A 19,601-nucleotide genomic window follows, 5' to 3' on the forward strand; every position below is an offset into this window, starting at 1 on the left:
GCGATCAGAGAGTGCGCGTCGGGACCGCCGTCACAGGGTGCGCAGCAGCACCGCCGGCTGTTCCACGCAGTCCGCCACGTACCGCAGGAATCCGCCCGCCGTGCCGCCGTCGCACACCCGGTGATCGAAGGTCAGGGACAGCTGGACGACCTGACGTACCGCCAGCTCCCCGTCGTGCACCCAGGGCTTGGGGACGATGCGGCCGACGCCGAGCATCGCCGCCTCGGGGTGGTTGACGATCGGTGTGGACCCGTCGACGCCGAACACGCCGTAGTTGTTCAACGTGAAGGTGCCGCCGGTCACCTCACCGGGCGTCAGCCGGCCCGCCCGGGCCGACTCGGTCAGCCGGGCGAACTCCGCGGTGAGCGCCTCGGCGTCCCGCGCGTGGGCGTCCCGGACGACCGGCACGACCAGCCCCCGGTCCGTCTGGGCGGCGAAACCGAGGTGGACCTGGTCGAGTTGGACGATCTCCCGGGCCTCGGTGTCGACCGTGGAGTTCAGCTCGGGGAAGCGGGCCAGCGCGGCCGTGCAGATCCTGGCAAGCAGGGCGACGAGGGAGATCCTCGGCCCGCCGCCGGCGTTCATCGCGGTGCGCGCCCGCATCAGCTCGGTCGCGTCGGCGTCGACCCAGCAGGTCGCGTCCGGGATCTCCCGCCGGCTGCGGGAGAGCTTGTCGGCGACGGCTCCGCGGACGCCCTTGAGGGGGGTGCGGATCCCACCGGACCGCGCCGCGGAGGAAACGGAGGACGCGCCGGCGGCCGGAGCCCGTACCGCACCCGCCGTGGACGCCCCGTCCGCCGGGACCACCGTACGGCCGCCCTGTGCGGCGGCGGCGCGCAGCGCGTACTCCACGTCCGCGCGCAGGATCAGCCCGTCGGGGCCGGAGCCGGTCAGTTCGCGCAGGTCCAGGTCGTGCTGGCGGGCCAGCCTGCGCACCAGCGGGGAGATGACGGGGACCGGGCCGTCCGCCGCCGGGTCCGCCTCGCGGTCCCGGCCGTTCGCCCGGCCGCCCGCCGCGAGGGACGCCTGCCGGTCCACCCGGACCCGGCGCCGACGGGCGGGCGCCTCGGAGGTGCCGTACCCGACGAGGACGTTGCCCGAGCCCTCGCTCCTGGACTCCCCGGCCCCCGCCTCCCCGGGGCCCGCGGACCCTCCTCGCGCCGGCTGTGCCGCCTCGCCGCCGCTGCCCGCGTCGGACGCCGGGCGGTCGGCGGCGCTCTCGCCCACCGCCACCGTCAGCAGCGGTGCCCCGACGGGCAGCTCCGCCCCCTCCTCACCGAAGCGGGCGGTGACCACGCCCCCGTAGGGGCAGGGCACCTCGACCATCGCCTTGGCCGTCTCGACCTCGACCACCGGCTGGTCGACGGCGACCACGTCGCCGACCTCGACCAGCCAGCGCACGATCTCCGCCTCGGTGAGCCCCTCACCGAGGTCGGGGAGCTTGAACTCCAGCACCTGTGCCATCAGCTTTCGGCCTCCCACTGCAGGCGCCCCACGGCGTCCAGGATCCGGTCCACACCGGGCAGGTGGTGACGCTCCAGCATCGGCGGCGGATACGGGATGTCGAACCCGGCCACACGCAGCACCGGCGCCTCCAGGTGGTGGAAGCAGCGCTCCGTGACCCGGGCCGCGATCTCCCCGCCCGGACCCCCGAAGGAGCCCGACTCGTGGACGACGACCGCGCGTCCCGTCCGCCGCACCGAAGCGCACACCGTCTCGTCGTCGAACGGCACCAGGGAGCGCAGATCGACGACTTCGAGGTCCCAGCCCTCGGCCCGGGCCGCCTCGGCCGCCTCCATGCAGGCGACCAGCGACGGTCCGTACGTGATGAGTGTGGCGCTCCGACCGGGGCGCCGCACCACCGCGCGGCCCACCGGCTCAACGGATGCCGGCTCCTCCGGGTTCCAGGCGGCCTTCGACCAGTACAGGCGCTTGGGTTCGAGGAAGACCACCGGGTCGTCGGAGGCGATGGACGCGCGCAGCAGCCCGTAGGCGTCGGCGACGGTCGCCGGCGTCACGACATGGAGCCCCGGAGTCGCCATGTAGTACGCCTCGGACGAGTCGCTGTGGTGCTCGACGCCGCCGATGCCGCCCCCGTAGGGGACGCGGATGGTCAGCGGCAGGGGCATCTTCCCGCGCGTGCGGTTGCGCATCTTGGTGACATGGCTGACGACCTGCTCGAACGCCGGGTAGGCGAAGGCGTCGAACTGCATCTCCACGACCGGGCGCAGCCCGTACATCGCCATGCCGACCGCCGTGCCGAGGATGCCGGCCTCGGCGAGGGGGGTGTCCGTGCAGCGGTCCTCGCCGAACTCCGCGGCCAGTCCGTCGGTGACCCGGAAGACACCGCCGAGGGCGCCCACGTCCTCGCCCAGGACGTGCACGCCCGGATCGGCGGCCATGGCGTCGCGCAGCGCGCGGGTGAGGGCCTGCGCCATGGTGGCCGGCCTGGCGGCGACCGTGGTCATCGGTGTCCCCCTTCGGGCGCCCCGGACTCGGCCTCCGCCGCCAGCTCGGCGCGCAGCAGGTCGCGCTGCTCGCGCAGCTGCGGGGTGGGCTCGGCGTAGACGTGGGCGAACAGGTCCATCGGGTCCGGCCGCGGGTCCTGGTTCATGCGGGCGCGCAGGTCGGCGGCCATGGTCTCGGCGGCCTCGCGGGCGGCTCCGATGCCGTCCTCGTCGAGCAGGCCGCGCTCGGTCAGCTCCCGCTGGAGCAGCTCGATCGGGTCGTGCCGGCGCCAGGCCTCGACCTCGGCGTCCCCCCGGTAGCGCGTCGCGTCGTCGGCGTTGGTGTGCGCCTCGACGCGGTACGTCACCGCCTCCACCAGGGTCGGGCCGCCGCCCTCGCGCGCGTGGCGTACGGCGTCGGTGAGCACCTCGTGCACGGCGGCCGCGTCGTTGCCGTCGACCAGGCGGCCGGGCATCCCGTAGCCGACGGCCTTGTGGGCCAGCGACGGGGCCGCGGTCTGCTTGGCGAGCGGGACGGAGATGGCGAAGCCGTTGTTCTGCACGAGGAAGACGACCGGGGCCTGCCAGACGGCGGCGAAGTTCAGCGCCTCGTGGAAGTCGCCCTCGCTGGTGCCGCCGTCGCCGACCATGGCCAGCGCGACCACGTCGTCCCCCTTGAGGCGGGCGGCGTGAGCCAGACCCACGGCGTGCGGCAGCTGGGTGGCGAGCGGCGTGGACAGCGGGGCGACCCGGTGCTCGTAGGGGTCGTAGCCGGTGTGCCAGTCACCGCGCAGCAGGGTGAGCGCCTCGACGGGGTCGACGCCCCGGGAGACGACGGCGAGCGTGTCGCGGTAGCTGGGGAAGAGCCAGTCCCGCTCCTCGAGGGCCAGCGCGGCGGCGACCTCGCAGGCCTCCTGGCCGGTGCTGGACGGGTAGACGGCCAGTCGGCCCTGCTTGGTCAGTGCCGTCGCCTGCGCGTTGTACCGCCGGCCGCTGACCAGCCGGGCGTACAGCGTGCGCAGCAGCTCGGGGTCGGCCTGTCCGGCGGCCTTCGTGCCGAGGACGCGGTACGGCTCCGCGTCGGGCAGCAGCGGCGCGGGGTCGGTACGGGGCTGCCAGGCGGGCGGCGGTGTGGGCCGGTAAGCGCCCCGCTGCTCCATGACCGTCATGACGGCACCTCCTCGTGGGAGCGGCTTCGGGCTCGCCACGGGTGTGACGGGCCTCACCTACCGATTGTTCGGTCGCCGGCACATTTTGGCTACAGGCGGCCCCAGGCTGTGGACAAACGGTTCTCCACAACCTGAGATGGACGCAGTACGTCCATGGCGGGAAGGCGGGGAGACGTGGCATCTGAACAAATGGCCGATCGCCCGCAGGACGCCGAGGGCCCGGACGGCGCCGGTGCCCCGCCGCCCGCCCGTCCGCTGGACGCCATCGACCAGGACATCCTGCGCATGCTCCAGGCGGACGGGCGCGCCTCGATACGCTCGGTCGCCGAGCGGGTGCACGTCTCGCGGGCCAACGCCTACGCCCGTATCAACCGGCTCGTCGAGGACGGTGTCATCCGCGGTTTCGGCGCCCGCGTCGACCACGAGCGGGCGGGGCACGGCACTTCGGCCTACATCACCCTGAAGATCGTCCAGAACTCCTGGCGCACCGTCCGCGCAGAGCTGCGGCAGCTCCCCGGGGCCTCCCACATCGCTCTGGTGGGCGGTGACTTCGACGTTCTGCTCCTGGTGCACACGCCCGACAACCGGGCCCTGCGCGAGCTGGTGCTCACCCGGCTCCAGGCGATCCCGGAGGTGCTCAGCACCCGCACCCTGCTGGTCTTCGAGACCGAGGACCTGGAACCGCAGAGCTGACCCCCGGGCCGGGAAGGCGGCCGGCGACCGGACCGCGGCACGCCGGACCGCAGCACGCCGGAGCGCGCCCCACCGGACCGCCGCACGCCGCAGCACGCCCTACCGGACCGCCGCCCGCCGGACCGCCGCCCACCGGACCGCCGCCCACCGGACCGCGCCCCACCGGACCGCCGCCCGCCCGGCTCAGGAAGCCTTGCGCAGGCCCCCGAAGACCAGGCGCGCCACCGCGTCGACCACCTCGCGCTCCCGCGCGCCGCCCCGGCCGCCGGGGCCCTCGGGGCGGTACCACTCCACGATCGAGTTGATCATGCCGAAGACCAGGCGGGTCGCGAGCCGCACCTCCACGTCCGCGCGCACGTCCCCCTCGGCGGCCGCCGCCTTCAGCAGGTCGGCGACCCGGTGGTCGAACTCGCGCCGCCGCTCCAGCGCCCACCGCTCGGTGTCCGTGTTGCCGCGCACCCGCAGCAGCAGGGTCACGTAGGGCAGCTCGGCCATGAGCACCTCGACCATGCGGCGCACGACGTACTCCAGACGCTCCGCGGCGGACCCCACGCACGCGTGCTCCTCGCCGAGGATGGCGAAGAGCTCGTCCAGGGCCCGGCTCACGGCCCGGCGCAGCAGTTCCTCCTTGCCCGTGACGTGGTGGTAGATCGACGACTTGGAGATGCCGGCCGCCTTGGACAGGTGCTCCATGGAGGTGCCGTCGTAGCCGCGCTCGATGAAGACCTGCACGGCCACGGAGAGGAGGGTCTCGGGCGTGTACGTGTCGCGCTTGGCGGTGGTCATGAGGGGGTGTCCTCCCCTGCGTCGGCCAGATGCGCCTGGCGGTTGAGCGCGCGGGACGGGGCGTAGCGCCCGGTGGGCTCGCGCAGGTGCAGCTCGCCGAGCAGGTCGTGCACCCACCACGGGCCGAGCCGGCGGCCCCACTCGAGGGGCCCGAGCGGATAGTTCACACCGAGGCGCATGGCCGTGTCGACGTCCTCGGCGGAGGCGACGCCCCGGGCGACCGCGTCGTGCGCCAGGTCGACGATCCGGGCGACCGCGCGGGCCACGATCATGCCGGGGACGTCGCCGATGACGCTGACCTGCTTGCCGAGCGCCTGGAAGAGGCCGGTGGCCTCGGCCAGGGTGCCGGGCGAGGCGGTCCCGGAGGGGGCCAGGGCGATGCGCGTGGCCCGCCGGTAGTCGAGGGCGAGGTCGAAGTGGACGACGTCACCCAGCTCGGTGGAGGTCTGCCCTCCGGTGAGGTGCAGCCGTCCGCCACCGGGAAGGGTGAGTGCCCCGGCCCCGGCGAGCGGCGCGAACGGCCGGTCGTCGCCGCTCTCCTCGCGGACCTCGATGCCCGCCTCGCGGATCAGCTCGACCAGCTCGGCGGCGGGCCCCAGGTCGCCCTCGGCGGTCACGTACGCGGGCCGCTCGGCGGGCTCGGCGGTGTGCGGCGCGGGCCGCCCGGCCCCGTCCCGGTAGTCGTACCAGCCCTGCCCGCTCTTGCGGCCGAGCCGGCCCGACTCGACCAGGCGGCGCTGGGCCAGCGAGGGCGTGAACCGCACGTCCTGGAAGAACGCCTCCCACACGGAACGCGTCACGGACTCGTTGACGTCCTGCCCGATGAGGTCGGTCAGCTCGAAGGCGCCCATCCTGAAGCCGCCCGACTCCCGCAGCACCGCGTCGACGGTGGCGGGGTCGGCGGCCCGCTCCTCGTACACCGCGAGGGCCTCCGCGTAGAAGGGCCGGGCGATGCGGTTGACGACGAAGCCCGGGGTGTCGGCGCAGGCGACCGGGGTCTTGCCCCAGGCGCGGGCCGTCTCGTACGCGCGCGTGGCCGACGCCTCGTCGGTCGCGAAGCCGGAGACCACCTCGACCAGCGGCAGCAGGGGCGCCGGGTTGAAGAAGTGCAGGCCGACGAAGCGGCCCGGGGAGCGGAGCGCGCCGCCGATGGCGGTGACGGACAGGGAGGAGGTGTTGGTGGCGAGCAGGCAGTCCTCGCCGACGACGTCCTCCAGGGCGCGGAACAGTTCCTGCTTGACGTCCAGCCGCTCCAGGACCGCCTCGACGACCAGCGCGCAGTCGGCGAGGCCGGCGAGCCGCTCGGCGGGCTCCAGCCGGGCGCGGGCCGCGTCCCGTTCGGCGCCCGTGAGCCGCTCCTTCTCGACGAGCCGGTCGAGCCGGGCTCCGATCGCGTCGGCCGCTTCCCGGGCCCGCCCGGCGACGGCGTCGTACAGCCGTACGGGGTGGCCCGCGACCAGCGCCACCTGGGCGATGCCCTGGCCCATGGTGCCGGTGCCGACGACGGCCACGGGGCTGCTGAGGTCGAGTGCTGTCATGTGCGCGATCCTCCCGCACGGGGTTTTCCACAGATGCGGCGGTCCCCCTTGTCCCGACCGATCGTTCGGTTACTCTAGCCGTGTCCGCCTGTTTCTGCCCAGGTTTCCCCCAGGTCACGACTCGACGGAGAGCTCGTGAGACGAGGAGTTGGTCCCGCATGGCCGCCGAACTCACCGCGCACCAGCTGATCGACCGGCACCGGCCGACCCTGGACCAGGCGCTGGAGACGATCCGCACGCGCGCGTACTGGTCCCCCCACCCCGAGCACCCCAAGGCCTACGGGGAGAACGGCAGCCTGGACATGGCCGCGGGCAAGGCCGCCTTCGACGCCCTGCTCGGCACCCGCCTCGACCTCGGCCAGCCCGGCACCGACGACTGGGTGGGCGGCGAGGTCTCCCCGTACGGGATCGAGCTGAACGTGACGTACCCGCACGCGGACGTCGACGTGCTGCTGCCCGCCATGCGGGCCGGGCAGAAGGCGTGGCGGGACGCCGGCGCGGAGCTGCGCGCGATGGTCTGCCTGGAGATCCTCAAGCGGATCGCCGACCGGACGATGGAGTTCGCGCAGGCCGTCATGCACACCTCGGGGCAGGCCTTCATGATGGCCTTCCAGGCGGGCGGCCCGCACGCGCAGGACCGCGGCCTGGAGGCGGTGGCGTACGCGTACGTGGAGCAGGTCCGCACCCCCGACACCGCGGAGTGGACGAAGCCGCAGGGCAAGCGCGACCCGCTGGCGCTGACCAAGCAGTTCACGCCGGTGCCGCGCGGCATCGGCCTGGTCATCGGCTGCAACACCTTCCCCACGTGGAACGGCTATCCGGGCCTGTTCGCCTCCCTCGCCACCGGCAACGCGGTGCTGGTCAAGCCCCACCCGCGCGCGGTGCTGCCCCTCGCGCTGACCGTGCAGGCCGCCCGCGCGGTCCTCGCCGAGGCCGGTTTCGACCCGAACCTGGTCGCGCTGGCCACCGAGCGCCCCGGCGAGGGCATCGCCAGGACCCTGGCGACCCGCCCCGAGATCCGGATCATCGACTACACCGGCTCCACCTCCTTCGGCGACTGGCTGGAGGCCAACGCCCGCCAGGCCCAGGTCTTCACCGAGAAGGCCGGGGTCAACGCGGTGGTCCTGGAGTCGACCGACGACTACAAGGGCATGCTGTCCAACCTGGCCTTCTCCCTGTCCCTCTACAGCGGCCAGATGTGCACCACCCCGCAGAACCTGCTGATCCCCCGCGACGGCATCCGCACCGACCAGGGCGCGAAGTCCTACGACGAGGTGACCGCCGACCTGGCGCGGGCGGTCGACGGACTCCTCGGCGACGACACCCGCGCCAACGCCCTGCTCGGCGCGATCGTCAACCCGGACGTCAAGGCCCGTCTGGAGGCCGCCGCCGGCCTCGGCGAGGTCGCCCTGGCCTCCCGCGAGGTGACCCACCCGGAGTTCCCGGACGCGACCGTGCGCACCCCGGTGATCGTCAAGCTGGACGGGGCCAAGCCGGAGGACGAGGCCGCCTACACCAGCGAGTGCTTCGGCCCCGTCTCCTTCGCCGTCGCCGTCGACTCCGCCGGCCACGCCGTGGAGCTGCTGCGGCACGGCATCCGGGAGAAGGGCGCGATGACGGTGGGCGCGTACACGACCGACCCGGAGGTCGAGGAGGCGGTGCGGGAGGTCTGCCTGGAGGAGGCGGCCCAGCTCTCCCTCAACCTCACCGGCGGGGTGTACGTCAACCAGACGGCGGCCTTCTCCGACTTCCACGGCTCGGGCGGCAACCCGGCGGCCAACGCGGCCCTGTGCGACGGCGCGTTCGTCGCGAACCGCTTCCGGGTCGTGGAGGTGCGCCGGGAGGCCTAGGCCCGTCCCGGGGCCGCCTCCCGGGAGGCCCGGACCGCGCCCCCGGTCGCGCTCCAGTGGTACAGCGTCATGGCCACGCTGGTCGCGAGGTTGTAGCTGGAGACCTGGGGGCGCATCGGCAGCGCCACCAGGTGGTCGGCGCGCGAGCGCAGCTCGGGCGAGAGCCCACTGCGCTCGGAGCCGAACGCCAGCAGCGCGTCGTCCGGCAGCTCCAGCCCCCGGATGTCCTCGCCCTCCGGGTCCAGCGCGAACACCGGCCCCGGCGGCAGCTGAGCGACCTCCAGCCGCTCCACCACGGTCGCGAAGTGCAGCCCCGCCCCGCCGCGCACCACCGTGGGATGCCACGGGTCGAGGGTGCCGGTGGTGACGACACCGGTCGCCCCGAAGCCGGCGGCCAGCCGGATCACCGCCCCCGCGTTGCCGAGGTTGCGGGGCTGGTCGAGGACGACGACGGGCGCGGCGCGGGGCAGGTGCCCCAGCGCCCGCAGATGGGCCTCCCGCGCGGGTCGTACGGCCAGGGCGGCCACCGCGGTGGGGTGCGGACGCGGGACGAGGGAGACGTAGGTCTCCTGCGGCACCTCGGCCAGCAGGGCGTCCAGGACCTCCCGTACGTCCGGAGCCAGCTCGTCGGCGAGGGCCAGGGCGCCCGCGCGGTCGCCGGTGACGGCCACCGGGACCTCGGCGCCGAAACGCAGCGCGTGCTTGAGGGCGTGGAAGCCGTCCAGCAGCACGCACGCACCGGCGTGCCGGCGCCAGGCGCCCAGCAGGTCGGAGTCGGTCATGCCCCGAAGCCTACGTGCGCCTGCCCGGCGTCCTTCCTGTCCCCAGCCGCGGCCCGCGCGCCGTCCCCGGCGACCGGTCCGCCCGGTCCGCCCGCCCCGTCCCGGGGGCCGGGCACCGCCGCCGCGCCGTCGCCACCGTCTCCGCGCCCGGCCCGGGCCCCGCCCGCCGGCCGGCCCGTCAGCCGGTCCCGCACCCGCACCGCCCGGTCCCCCGCACGGCGCAGGAACGAGGTGGGCAGGAAGACCGCGTCGGCGGCGATCATCGCCAGCGAGAAGAACGGCAGCCCCAACGTCACGGCGATCACCGCGTGCTCCGTCATCATGGCGGCCAGCAGCACGTTCTTGACCCGCCGGTTGAACAGCGTGAACGGGAAGGCGACCTGCACGGCGACCGTGCCGTAGGTGATGAGCATGACCATCGTGCCGTTGGCGGACAGCGCGTCGGAGAGCGCGGGCCACGGCGAGAAGTAGTCCAGGTGCAGCGGATAGTAGGCCGCGGTGCCGTCCTGCCAGCGCGAACCCTGGATCTTGTACCAGCCCGCGGTGGCGTAGATCAGGCAGGCCTCGGCCATGATCACCACCAGCGCGCCGTTGTGCACGATGTTGGTGACCACGTCCAGCAGCAGACGCGGTTCGCCGCTCCCGCCGAGGCGCCCGACGGCCCACCACAGGCCCTGCGCGACCCAGACCGCCCACAGCAGCGCCGGGACGAACCAGTCGCCGTCCAGTCCGCCCGCCAGCGTCACCGTCAGCAGCACGAACCCGAACACGCACCACAGCGCCGGACCGACCCGGTCGACGACCCGCTCCCCGCGCGCGCGTGCCTCGTCCTCCCGCCGCGCCCGGCGCGCGTCCAGCGACCACACCTGGGCGCACCGCGTGAGGACCAGGTAGATGCTCATCAGGTGCAGGACGTTGTCGCCGCCGTCCCCCATGAAGACGCTGCGGTTCTGCAGCGAGAGCACGCCGACCATGAAGAGGACGGACATGGTCCGGGTACGCCAGCCCAGCAGGAGCAGCACACTGCTCAGCACGGCCAGCGCGTAGACGATCTCGAACCAGGCCCGTCCGTCGGACCACATCAGCGCCGTGAAGGCGCCGTTGTCGGCGATCAGCTGCTCGGCGAGGTCGTGGGTCCAGGGGCTGCCGGGCCCGTACAGCTCGTCGCGGTGCGGAAGCTCGCGCAGCAGGAAGAGCAGCCAGGTGGCGCTGAAACCGATGCGGATCACGGCGGTCTGGTAGGGACCGAGGGCGGCACCGGTGACGCGGGCGATACCGCGGGAGACCGAGAGGGTGATGCCGTTCACGCGGCTTCCCCTTCCTTCTCACGGGTGGACGCCGACCACCAGGGCAGCTCGCGGTACGTCGCCCGGTCGGAGACCTTCTCGCCGCTCCACGAGGGCGGCTCCACGTTCGTGGTCCGCGAACGGTACTGGACGCGCTCGACGGCACCGCCCGGCCCGGCGGCCTCGGCACGGTCGAGGCGCAGCATCGCGATGCGCCGCAGATAGGTCTCGGACAGCGTGCCCCGCAGGCCCACCGGGCGGTTGTCGGAGTCGTGGGACGCGACGAAGAAGTCCCAGGCCCGGCGGAGTTCGTTCTGCTGGGTGTGACTCGGCAGCGGGTTGCCGTCGATGGCCCGGCCGTCCTCGGCGGACAGGTCGTACCAGCCGGTCGTGCGTATGGAGCCGTCCGCCTCGCTCACCTCGGCGCGGACCTGGACGGAGACGTTCTGCTGGAGCGGGTTGGGCGCGAAGAGCTTCCAGTTCTGCTCGAACTCCGGGAAGATCCACTCGTCGACCGCGGCACCGTGCTGCTTGGTGAGCGTGTTGGACGGGGCCACGTGCAGGAAGACCAGGCCTATGTGCGCGCAGACCGCGGCCGCGACGACCGCGAGGGCCACCACGGCCCCGACCTGGTAGCGCGGGGAGAGTGCGGCGACACCGGTACGGGGCTGCACGGCCTCTCCGGGAGACCCGACCCCGTCCCCGCCCTCGGCCTCGGACCGGGCGGGGACGTGTGACTGCTCCGGCCGGGCGGGCTCACGCAGCTCTTCGGACTGTTCGGGCTCTTCGAGCTCTTCCGGTGTTCCCGGCCGTTCGGGACGGCCGGACCCGTCCGAGCCCTTCGGATCAGGTGGACCCGAGCCCTCGCGCTCCGGGGGCTCCGAGCGCTCCTGCTCGGCCCGGCCCTCCCGCTCGTCACGCCCCTGCCGGGCGTCCGAGCCTGTGTCGTACGCGTCCATCCCGCCCCGTTCCGGTCCCGATCCGTCGTTCCACTCCCGTCCCGCCCCACCGGGCACACGGGCGCCCCTCGTGCGGCTGCTCGGCAGCGTTCGAACGGGAACGGTACTCAGGACCGTCCGCCCGCACAGCCCCCGTCGGACCGACGGCGCCGTGGCCGTCACCACATCCGCCGTCCGGAACCGGCACGCGCCGACGCGCCCGCGGTGACGCGGGGACGGACCGGACGGCCCGCCGCACGGCCCTAGAGGACGTGCCCCGGCTCGCCCTTGCCGTCCACCACGGGCCGGCCGGCCGCGGCCCACACCTGCATGCCGCCGTCGACGTTCACCGCGTCGACGCCCTGCTGGGTCAGGTACATGGTGACCTGGGCCGAACGTCCACCGGACCGGCAGATCACGTGGACCCGCCCGTCCTGCGGGGCGGCCTCGGTCAGCTCACCGTACCGGGCGACGAACTCGCTGAGGGGAATGTGCAGCGCCCCGGCGGCGTGACCCGCCTGCCACTCGTCGTCCTCGCGGACGTCCAGCAGGAAGTCGCCGTCCTTGAGGTCCGTGACCTCGACCGTGGGCACACCAGCTCCGAAACTCATGCCTTAGACGCTACCGGAGCCACCGCCCCGGCTCAGTCCTCCCCGCGCGCCGCCGCCAGCTCCGACTCCCGCTCCCGCACCTGGGTCGCCAACTGCTCGGCGATCTCCTCCAGCAGGCGGTCGGGATCGTCCGGGGCCAGCCGGAGCATGGCGCCGATCGCGCTCTCCTCCAGCTCCTTGGCGAGCAGGGTGAGCATCTCCTTGCGCCGGTCGAGCCAGTCGAGCCGGGCGTACAGCTCCTCGCCGCGGCTCGGACGCCGCTCGGGCACCGGACCCGCGGCCCACTCCTCGGCCAGCTCCCGCAACCGGTCCGCGTCACCGCGGGCGTAGGCGGCGTTGACCCGGGTGATGAACTCCTCACGCCGGACCCGCTCGTCCTCCTCCTGCGCCAGGTCGGGGTGGGCCTTGCGGGCCAGCTCGCGGTAGAGCCTGCGGGCCTCCTCGCCGGGCCGCACCCGCTGCGGCGGCCGTACCGCCTGGTCGGTGAGCATCGCCGAGGCCTCGGGGAACAGCCCGTCCCCGTCCATCCAGCCGTTCAGCAGCTCCTCGACCCCGGGGATCGGCAGCAGCGCGGCCCGTGCCTCGTCGGCCCGGCGCCGGTCCTCGGCGTCGCCGGTGCGCGCGGCCCGGGCCTCCAGGATCTGCGCCTCCAGCTCCTCGAGCCGGGCGTACACCGGGCCGAGCCGCTGCTCGTGCAGCCGCGAGAAGTTCTCGACCTCCACGCGGAAGGTCTCCAGCGCGATCTCGTACTCGATGAGTGCCTGCTCGGCGGCCCGTACGGCCTGTTCCAGCCGTTCCTCGGGACGCGGCGCACCCCCCTGCTCGGGCTCAGCTTCCGGCGTCGTCACCCGTCCAGCCTAGGCCACGATCCGCCCGCCGCCTCCGGCCCGCGCGACGGACGCCGACGCCCCGGGGGGATGCCCTCACACCCCCCGCTCCGCCGCGACCCGGCCCGCCCGCACCGCGGCGACCAGCTCGGCGTGGTCGGCCTCGGTGCGGTCGGCGTAGGCGACGGCGAAGGCGGCGACCGCCTCGTCCAGTTCGTCGTTCTTCCCGCAGTAGCCGGCGATGAGCCACGGGTCGGCGCTGTGCGCGTGGGCGCGGGCCAGCAGGGCCCCGGTCATCCGCCCGTAGTCGTCCATCTGGTCGGGGGCCAGCGCCGTGGCGTCCACGCTGCCCTTGCGGTTGCGGAACTGGCGCACCTGGTACGGCAACCCGTCGGCCGAGGTCCAACCGAGCAGATTGTCGCTGACCACCTGCATGCGCTTCTGCCCCATGACCACCCGGCGCCCCTCGTGCGCCACCTCGGCGACGTCGAAGCCCGCGGTCGCCAGGTGCGGCAGCAGCGCGGAGGGCCGGGCCTCCTTGACCTGGAGCACGAGCGGTTCGCCGCGATGGTCCAGGAGCAGCACGACGTAGGACCGCGTGCCCACGCTGCCGGTCCCCACGACCCGGAAGGCGACGTCGTGCACCGCGTAGCGGGCCAGCAGCGGAAGCCGGTCCTCGGACAGGGTCGTCAGGTACTGCTCCAGGGAGGCCGCGACCGCCGCCGCCTCCTCGTCCGTGACCCGGCGCAGCACCGGCGGGGCTTCCACGAAGCGCCGCCCGCCGTCCTCGGTGGACTCGGTGGACCTGGCGGCGAAGCGCCCGCTGGTGTTGGCCCGCGCCTTCTCCGAGACCCGCTCCAGGGTGCCGAGCAGGTCGTGGGCGTCGGTGTGGGAGACCAGTTCCTCGTCCGCGATGGCGTTCCAGGCGTCCAGCGCCGGGAGCTTGGCCAGCAGCCGCATGGTGCGCCGGTAGGCGCCGGCCGTGTCGTGGGCGGCCTCACGGCAGGTGTCCTCGTCGGCGCCGGCCTCCCGGCCCGCGAGGACGACGGAGGCGGCGAGCCGCTTGAGATCCCACTCCCAGGGGCCGAAGACGGTCTCGTCGAAGTCGTTCAGGTCGATGACCAGGTCACCGCGGGCGTCACCGTAGAGACCGAAGTTGGCGGCGTGCGCGTCGCCGCAGATCTGGGCGCCGATCCCGGTCGTCGGCGTGCGCGCCAGGTCGTACGCCATCAGCCCGGCCGACCCGCGCAGGAAGGCGAACGGCGTGGCCGTCATCCGCCCCACCCGCAGCGGGACGAGCCCGGGTATCCGGCCCCGGTTGGACGCCTCGACCGCGCTCACCGCATCCGGCCGGGAACCGTCCAGGTCGAGGGCGGCGTGCGCGGAGCGCGGGACACGCGTGCGCAGCGCCTTGCCCTCGGCCTTCGGCGAATCGGCGCAGGGCCACCGCGCGAACCCCGGCACGACCGGCACCCGCCCGCCCGCGGGCACCCCCGCGTCCGTACGCGCCCCCGGCTTCGCATCCGTCATCCCGGCCGCCTCCCCGTTTCCCTCGTACCCGACCCGACCCGACCCGACCCGAGCCGCGCTCGGGCCTCGCCCGCTCACACCGGCCCGCCGTCGTCCACCGGCGTCACCGCGCCACGACCGTACCCCCGGTCGATCCGCCCGTACACGGCCATGCCCGCCCACCCCCACCACACCCCCGCACGAGCCCGTCCACCACCCCCGCATAACGCCGGGCAAAGGGCGGAGCAGAGGGTGCCCGTGCCCTCACCGCCGCGCCTACGGTGGCCAGCGATCACCCCGGGGCGCGCCCTCCGCAGAACAGCAGCCTGCCCCGCGCCGGAGGGCGCGCTCCCGTCCCCGACGTCCCGGATGCCGTACGCCCCGTCCGCCTTCACGGGGACCACCCCCACCGAGGAGACCGAGGAACCGCCATGACCTCCGACACGCCCGCCACCCCCGACGGCCCCGCCCCCACCGGCGGCGTCAGCCGCAAGACGCTTCTGCGGGCCGCCGTGGCCGCCGGCGCGGCCGTCCCGCTGCTCGCCACCGGCTCCCTCGCGCTCGCCCGGGACGCCGCCCACTCCTCCCCCGGCGGGACGCTGCCGCCGACCCCCTTCTGCGACGACGGCGACGACCCGACGCCGGACCAGATGGAGGGTCCCTACTTCAAACCGAACTCCCCGCTCCGCACCGACCTGGTGACTCCCGGTGCCGCCGGCACCCGACTGGCCGTCAGCGGCTACGTGTTCGGCCGGAACTGCGTCCCCCTGCCCGGCGTCCTCGTCGACTTCTGGCAGGCCGACAACGCCGGCGCCTACGACATGGCCGGATACGCCTTCCGGGGCCACCAGTTCACCGACGCGTCGGGCCGGTTCACCCTCCGGACGATCGTCCCCGGTCTCTACCCGGGCCGCACCCGGCACATCCACGTCAAGGCGCAGGCCCCCGGTGAACCCGTTCTGACCACCCAGCTGTACTTCCCCGGCGAACCCCGCAACGGCACGGACGCCCTCTTCGACCCGGCCCTGCTGATGAACGTCCGCAGTGCCGGCGGCGGCAGGGAGGCCACCTTCGACTTCGTGCTGGACGTGGACGGCGCCCCCGGCCCGGACCCCACCGACCCGCCGACCGACCCGCCGAGCGGCACCTGGGCGGCCGGCCGCCCGTACGCCGCCGGCGACCGCGTCACCCACGGCGGCCGCTCCTACCGCTGCCTCCAGGCCCACACCTCGATGGCGGGATGGGAGCCGCCCCACGTGCCCGCCCTGTGGCGCCCGGAGAGCTGAGACCTTCCTCACAGCAGCACGGCGCACCGGACGAAGCCGCACCGGAAGCGGACACGCGAAAGCCCCCCAGGTCCGAGACCTGGGGGGCTTTCGACTGGTGCGCGAGGGGGGAGTTGAACCCCCACGCCCTTGCGGGCACTGGAACCTGAATCCAGCGCGTCTGCCTATTCCGCCACCCGCGCATTGGGTGTGTCCTCGGGGCCTTTCCTTGCGGTCCGGCGCCTTCCGACACGAGAACATTAGCACGCTGGAAGGGGTGGATTCACATCCCTTTCCAGGCGGGAGGCACCGGGGGACCGGGACCGGGGCGCCCGCCCTCCTTCGGGCACTCGTCCCGGCTCCTGGCCGTTCACGTATCAACCTCGTACCGGTCCGGGCCGTCTCCCCGGGAGCCGGTAGGGGTCCGCGGTCAGGTGCGGGACACTGGTCTGCGGCCGCCCCTACGATCCTGGGCATGAGTACCTGCGGGAGCGCGTCCCGTGGGGCCCCGGGAGTTCGAAGGGGACCTTCGGCGGGAACTCCGAGAGGCGTCGACACCCGTCGACCGGGCCGACAGGGGGAACCAGCCGATCGACCGGCGCGTGGATACGATCAGTAAGCAGTACCAGGTGGACAGTGCGCGGGTGAGCGGTACACATCCGGGCAGGACACAGGGCGACAGTACGCAGGGCAGCAGTACGCAGGGCAGCAGTGCGCACGGCAGTGGACAGGACGGCAGCGACGGAGGAGGTGCCCCATGGGAGTCCTGAAGAAGTTCGAGCAGCGTCTCGAAGGTCTGGTCAACGGCACCTTCGCGAAGGTCTTCAAGTCCGAGGTGCAGCCCGTGGAGATCGCGGGAGCGCTCCAGCGCGAATGCGACAACAACGCGACCATCTGGAACCGCGACCGCACCGTCGTACCCAATGACTTCATCGTGGAGCTGAGCACGCCCGACTTCGAGCGCCTCAGCCCCTACTCCGGCCAGCTGGGCGACGAGCTCGCCGGCATGGTCCGGGACTACGCGAAGCAGCAGCGCTACACCTTCATGGGACCGATCAAGGTCCACCTGGAGAAGGCCGACGACCTCGACACCGGTCTGTACCGGGTGCGCAGCCGTACGCTCGCCTCCTCCAGCAGCCACCAGGGCGGCGGCCCGGCCTCCTCGGGCCCGGCCGCGCCCCCGGCCCCCTCCGGGCGGCCCGGAGCCCCGGGCGGTGGCTACGGATACCCGCAGCCCGCCTCCCCCGCGGGCGCCCCGCCCATGCCGAGCGCGCCGCCGCCCGGCGGCCGCCCCGGCGGGTACGGCTACCCGCAGCCCGCGGGCGGCCAGCAGCCCCCCGCCGCGGCCGCGCCCGGCGGACGCACCCGCCACTGGATCGAGATCAACGGCACCCGCCATCAGATCTCCCGCGCGACCCTCGTGCTCGGACGCAGCACCGAGGCCGACGTGCGGATCGACGACCCCGGCGTCTCCCGCCGGCACTGCGAGATCCGGACCGGAACGCCCTCGACGATCCAGGATCTCGGGTCCACCAACGGCATCGTGGTGGACGGGCAGCACACCACCCGCGCTACGCTCCGCGACGGCTCACGGATCGTCGTGGGCAGCACCACCGTTATCTACAGGCAAGCCGAAGGGTGATCCGGGGGCAATGTCAGAGCTGACCCTCACGGTCATGCGGCTGGGTTTTCTCGCCGTACTGTGGCTGTTCGTGATCGTGGCCGTGCAGGTCATCCGCAGCGACCTGTTCGGTACGCGGGTCACCCAGCGCGGGGCGCGGCGCGAAGCCGCCCGACCACAGCAGGCCACCGCGCGCCAGGGCCAGGCGCCTCCACCGCAGCGCCAGCAGCAGAGCGGCGGCCGGGGCCGCCGCGGCGCGCCCACCAAACTGGTCGTGACGGAGGGCACCCTCACCGGCACCACCGTTGCCCTCCAGGGCCAGACCATCACGCTCGGCCGGGCACACGACTCGACGATCGTGCTGGACGACGACTACGCCTCCAGCCGCCATGCCAGGATCTACCCGGACCAGAACGGTCAGTGGATCGTCGAGGACCTGGGCTCCACCAACGGCACGTACCTGGACCGGTCCCGGCTGACGACTCCCACGCCCGTTGCGCTGGGCGCGCCGATCCGCATCGGCAAGACCGTCATCGAGCTGCGGAAGTAGTGCTACACCAATGAATGAGCGCGAGCGGAGCGAGCACGCAGCGGCGGCCGGCACCCCGGGCCCCGGCGCGCTCCCGACCGGAGGGTGGGCAGTGTGGCTCGACACGACCGGCTGCAGTCGGAGCCGACGGGCGAGGTGCGCATGAGTCTGTCACTGCGCTTCGCTGCCGGATCGCACAAGGGCATGATCCGGGAGGGCAACGAGGACTCCGGTTACGCCGGTCCGCGCCTGCTCGCCATCGCCGACGGCATGGGCGGACAGGCCGCCGGCGAGGTCGCCTCCTCGGAGGTGATCTCCACCATCGTCGCGCTCGACGACGACGTGCCCGGCTCGGACATCCTCACCTCCCTCGGCACCGCCGTGCAGCGCGCCAACGACCAGCTGCGGCAGATGGTCGAGGAGGACCCCGCCCTCGAAGGCATGGGCACCACCCTCACCGCCCTGCTCTGGACCGGCCAGCGCCTCGGCATGGTCCACGTCGGCGACTCCCGTGCCTACCTGCTGCGCGACGGCGTCCTCACGCAGATCACGCAGGACCACACCTGGGTGCAGCGCCTGGTCGACGAGGGCCGGATCACCGAGGAGGAGGCGGGCACCCACCCGCAGCGCTCCCTGCTGATGCGCGCCCTCGGCAGCGGCGACCACGTCGAACCCGACCTGTCCATCCGCGAGGTCCGGGCCGGCGACCGCTACCTCATCTGCTCCGACGGACTCTCCGGCGTCGTCTCCCACCAGACGATGGAGGACACCCTCGCCAGCTACCAGGGCCCCCAGGAGACCGTGCAGGAGCTGATCCAGCTCGCGCTGCGCGGCGGCGGCCCCGACAACATCACCGTCATCGTCGCCGACGTCCTCGACCTCGACACCGGCGACACCCTCGCCGGGCAGCTCTCCGACACGCCCGTGGTCGTCGGCGCCGTCGCCGAGAACCAGGCCCAGTTCGGCGACAACGGCATCATGCAGACCCCGGCCGGCCGCGCCGCGGGCCTCGGCCGCCAGGGCGGCGGACAGCGCGGCGGGGGCGGCGAGTTCGGCCCGCCCGGCAGCGGCGACACCACCGGCTACCTCCCCGCCGGCGACTTCGACGACTACGGTCCCGACGACTTCGTCAAACCCCGCAAGAACCACCGGTGGCTGAAGAGATCCCTCTACACCGCCCTCGCCCTCGCCGTCATCGGCGGCGGCGTCTACGGCGGCTGGCGCTGGACGCAGACCCAGTACTACGTGGGCACCAAGGACGACCACCTCGCGCTGTACCGGGGCATCAGCCAGGACCTCGCCTGGGTGTCGCTCTCGAAGGTCCAGAAGGACCACCCCGAGATCGAACTCAAGTACCTGCCGCCCTACCAGCAGAAACTGGTCGAGGCCACCATCCCCGAGAGCGACCTGAACAACGCCCGGGCCAAGATCGAGGAACTCGCGGTGCAGGCTTCCGCCTGCAAGAAGCAGGCCGACCGGCGCACCGCGGAGACCGAGAAGAACGCGAAGACGGGCGAGGGCGAGGCCGGAGGCACCACGGGAACCACTCCCGCCTCCTTCACGTCCAAGGCCTCACCGACACCGAACGCGTCACCGAACACGTCGCAGTCGCCGAAGGCACCCGAATCGTCCGAGTCCCCGTCCACGACCGCACCCACTCCAGGCTCAGGACCGACCCTCTCGGAGGAAGAGCAGAAGGTCGTCTCGCTGTGCGGTAAGCAGTAGGCAAGCCGTGAGAGGCCCTGTCACA

At 73.5% G+C, this 19,601-nt stretch carries 17 protein-coding genes and 1 tRNA gene; 6 read left to right on the forward strand and 12 right to left on the reverse strand.

Translation table 11 applies throughout. The features are described from left to right. Nucleotides 1-30 precede the first annotated feature (30 nt). From AC07FV_RS20640 to pdhA, 3 genes are read right to left on the reverse strand one after another with little or no spacing between them, the layout of a single operon-like run. On the reverse strand, nucleotides 31-1,464 hold the full coding sequence (locus tag AC07FV_RS20640) for a dihydrolipoamide acetyltransferase family protein (RefSeq protein ID WP_479088829.1): 1,434 nt from the start codon (nucleotides 1,462-1,464) through the stop codon (nucleotides 31-33). Continuing rightward, a complete protein-coding gene (locus AC07FV_RS20645; RefSeq protein ID WP_384689674.1) occupies nucleotides 1,464-2,468 on the reverse strand; it encodes an alpha-ketoacid dehydrogenase subunit beta in 1,005 nt (334 codons plus the stop codon). The genes AC07FV_RS20640 and AC07FV_RS20645 overlap by 1 nt, the downstream gene beginning before the upstream one ends. Next, the gene (pdhA, locus tag AC07FV_RS20650) at nucleotides 2,465-3,616 is read right to left on the reverse strand and encodes a pyruvate dehydrogenase (acetyl-transferring) E1 component subunit alpha (RefSeq protein ID WP_479088830.1); all 1,152 of its coding nucleotides are present in this window, start codon (nucleotides 3,614-3,616) and stop codon (nucleotides 2,465-2,467) included. Before pdhA ends, AC07FV_RS20645 begins: the two co-directional genes overlap by 4 nt. Before the next feature lie 153 nt (nucleotides 3,617-3,769). On the opposite strand from pdhA, the gene AC07FV_RS20655 reads away from it, so the two are divergent. Beyond that, nucleotides 3,770-4,309 (forward strand): Lrp/AsnC family transcriptional regulator, encoded by a 540-nt coding sequence (locus AC07FV_RS20655; protein WP_383650478.1) that lies wholly within the window; start codon nucleotides 3,770-3,772, stop codon nucleotides 4,307-4,309. Nucleotides 4,310-4,492: 183 nt separating this feature from the next. Here the strand turns inward: AC07FV_RS20655 and AC07FV_RS20660 are convergent, their stop codons facing one another. Together AC07FV_RS20660 and AC07FV_RS20665 are read right to left on the reverse strand one after the other, a co-directional pair. Then, a complete protein-coding gene (locus tag AC07FV_RS20660) occupies nucleotides 4,493-5,095 on the reverse strand; it encodes a TetR/AcrR family transcriptional regulator (RefSeq protein WP_356602556.1) in 603 nt (200 codons plus the stop codon). Continuing rightward, nucleotides 5,092-6,633, reverse strand: a complete 1,542-nt coding sequence (locus tag AC07FV_RS20665; RefSeq protein ID WP_479088831.1) for a 3-hydroxyacyl-CoA dehydrogenase — start codon at nucleotides 6,631-6,633, stop codon at nucleotides 5,092-5,094. Before AC07FV_RS20665 ends, AC07FV_RS20660 begins: the two co-directional genes overlap by 4 nt. A 158-nt stretch (nucleotides 6,634-6,791) precedes the next feature. Here AC07FV_RS20665 and paaN point away from each other — a divergent pair, with 158 nt between their 5' ends. Next, entirely contained in the window at nucleotides 6,792-8,483 is a 1,692-nt protein-coding gene (gene paaN / locus AC07FV_RS20670; protein ID WP_479088832.1) for a phenylacetic acid degradation protein PaaN, read from the forward strand. Here paaN and AC07FV_RS20675 read toward each other — a convergent pair. The 6 genes from AC07FV_RS20675 to AC07FV_RS20700 form a co-directional block, all read right to left on the reverse strand. Then, complete coding sequence (locus tag AC07FV_RS20675) at nucleotides 8,480-9,265, reverse strand: TrmH family RNA methyltransferase (RefSeq protein WP_479088833.1); 786 nt, start codon at nucleotides 9,263-9,265, stop codon at nucleotides 8,480-8,482. The two genes, paaN and AC07FV_RS20675, sit on opposite strands and share 4 nt — an antisense overlap. Further along, the gene (locus AC07FV_RS20680) at nucleotides 9,262-10,572 is read right to left on the reverse strand and encodes an HTTM domain-containing protein (RefSeq protein ID WP_479088834.1); all 1,311 of its coding nucleotides are present in this window, start codon (nucleotides 10,570-10,572) and stop codon (nucleotides 9,262-9,264) included. Before AC07FV_RS20680 ends, AC07FV_RS20675 begins: the two co-directional genes overlap by 4 nt. Then, on the reverse strand, nucleotides 10,569-11,510 hold the full coding sequence (locus AC07FV_RS20685) for a DUF5819 family protein (protein ID WP_479088835.1): 942 nt from the start codon (nucleotides 11,508-11,510) through the stop codon (nucleotides 10,569-10,571). The genes AC07FV_RS20680 and AC07FV_RS20685 overlap by 4 nt, the downstream gene beginning before the upstream one ends. A gap of 242 nt (nucleotides 11,511-11,752) precedes the next feature. Beyond that, nucleotides 11,753-12,082, reverse strand: coding sequence for a rhodanese-like domain-containing protein (locus AC07FV_RS20690; RefSeq protein WP_366766528.1), 330 nt, complete (start codon nucleotides 12,080-12,082; stop codon nucleotides 11,753-11,755). Between the two features lie 50 nt (nucleotides 12,083-12,132). After that, entirely contained in the window at nucleotides 12,133-12,948 is an 816-nt protein-coding gene (locus tag AC07FV_RS20695) for a hypothetical protein (protein WP_479088836.1), read from the reverse strand. Between the two features lie 75 nt (nucleotides 12,949-13,023). After that, the gene (locus AC07FV_RS20700) at nucleotides 13,024-14,457 is read right to left on the reverse strand and encodes a DUF2252 domain-containing protein (protein WP_479088837.1); all 1,434 of its coding nucleotides are present in this window, start codon (nucleotides 14,455-14,457) and stop codon (nucleotides 13,024-13,026) included. A gap of 410 nt (nucleotides 14,458-14,867) precedes the next feature. On the opposite strand from AC07FV_RS20700, the gene AC07FV_RS20705 reads away from it, so the two are divergent. Beyond that, nucleotides 14,868-15,722: a dioxygenase family protein gene (locus AC07FV_RS20705; protein WP_479088838.1), complete on the forward strand. Its 855-nt coding sequence runs from the start codon at nucleotides 14,868-14,870 to the stop codon at nucleotides 15,720-15,722. Nucleotides 15,723-15,817: 95 nt separating this feature from the next. Here the strand turns inward: AC07FV_RS20705 and AC07FV_RS20710 are convergent. After that, a tRNA-Leu gene (locus tag AC07FV_RS20710) sits at nucleotides 15,818-15,904 on the reverse strand. 554 nt (nucleotides 15,905-16,458) lie between these two features. On the opposite strand from AC07FV_RS20710, the gene fhaA reads away from it, so the two are divergent. The 3 genes from fhaA (at nucleotide 16,459) to AC07FV_RS20725 (ending at nucleotide 19,576) form a co-directional block, all read left to right on the forward strand. After that, complete coding sequence (fhaA, locus tag AC07FV_RS20715; protein WP_383650463.1) at nucleotides 16,459-17,343, forward strand: antibiotic biosynthesis regulator FhaA; 885 nt, start codon at nucleotides 16,459-16,461, stop codon at nucleotides 17,341-17,343. 10 nt (nucleotides 17,344-17,353) lie between these two features. Beyond that, nucleotides 17,354-17,872, forward strand: a complete 519-nt coding sequence (gene fhaB, locus AC07FV_RS20720; RefSeq protein ID WP_053134047.1) for an antibiotic biosynthesis regulator FhaB — start codon at nucleotides 17,354-17,356, stop codon at nucleotides 17,870-17,872. 141 nt (nucleotides 17,873-18,013) lie between these two features. Continuing rightward, nucleotides 18,014-19,576 carry a Stp1/IreP family PP2C-type Ser/Thr phosphatase gene (locus AC07FV_RS20725; protein ID WP_479088839.1) on the forward strand — a complete coding sequence of 521 codons (1,563 nt, stop codon included), beginning with the start codon at nucleotides 18,014-18,016 and terminating at the stop codon, nucleotides 19,574-19,576. The last annotated feature ends 25 nt before the right edge of the window (nucleotides 19,577-19,601 follow it).

Source organism: Streptomyces sp. NPDC045956, from assembly GCF_056430705.1.

Coding starts and splice junctions, on each gene's coding strand:
- AC07FV_RS20640 (WP_479088829.1), bottom strand. CDS start 1,464: ATGGCACAGGTGCTGGAGTTCAAGCTCCCCGACCTCGGTGAGGGGCTC.
- AC07FV_RS20645 (WP_384689674.1), bottom strand. CDS start 2,468: ATGACCACGGTCGCCGCCAGGCCGGCCACCATGGCGCAGGCCCTCACC.
- pdhA (WP_479088830.1), bottom strand. CDS start 3,616: ATGACGGTCATGGAGCAGCGGGGCGCTTACCGGCCCACACCGCCGCCC.
- AC07FV_RS20655 (WP_383650478.1), top strand. CDS start 3,770: ATGGCGGGAAGGCGGGGAGACGTGGCATCTGAACAAATGGCCGATCGC.
- AC07FV_RS20660 (WP_356602556.1), bottom strand. CDS start 5,095: ATGACCACCGCCAAGCGCGACACGTACACGCCCGAGACCCTCCTCTCC.
- AC07FV_RS20665 (WP_479088831.1), bottom strand. CDS start 6,633: ATGACAGCACTCGACCTCAGCAGCCCCGTGGCCGTCGTCGGCACCGGC.
- paaN (WP_479088832.1), top strand. CDS start 6,792: ATGGCCGCCGAACTCACCGCGCACCAGCTGATCGACCGGCACCGGCCG.
- AC07FV_RS20675 (WP_479088833.1), bottom strand. CDS start 9,265: ATGACCGACTCCGACCTGCTGGGCGCCTGGCGCCGGCACGCCGGTGCG.
- AC07FV_RS20685 (WP_479088835.1), bottom strand. CDS start 11,510: ATGGACGCGTACGACACAGGCTCGGACGCCCGGCAGGGGCGTGACGAG.
- AC07FV_RS20700 (WP_479088837.1), bottom strand. CDS start 14,457: ATGACGGATGCGAAGCCGGGGGCGCGTACGGACGCGGGGGTGCCCGCG.
- AC07FV_RS20705 (WP_479088838.1), top strand. CDS start 14,868: ATGACCTCCGACACGCCCGCCACCCCCGACGGCCCCGCCCCCACCGGC.
- fhaA (WP_383650463.1), top strand. CDS start 16,459: ATGGGAGTCCTGAAGAAGTTCGAGCAGCGTCTCGAAGGTCTGGTCAAC.
- fhaB (WP_053134047.1), top strand. CDS start 17,354: ATGTCAGAGCTGACCCTCACGGTCATGCGGCTGGGTTTTCTCGCCGTA.
- AC07FV_RS20725 (WP_479088839.1), top strand. CDS start 18,014: ATGAGTCTGTCACTGCGCTTCGCTGCCGGATCGCACAAGGGCATGATC.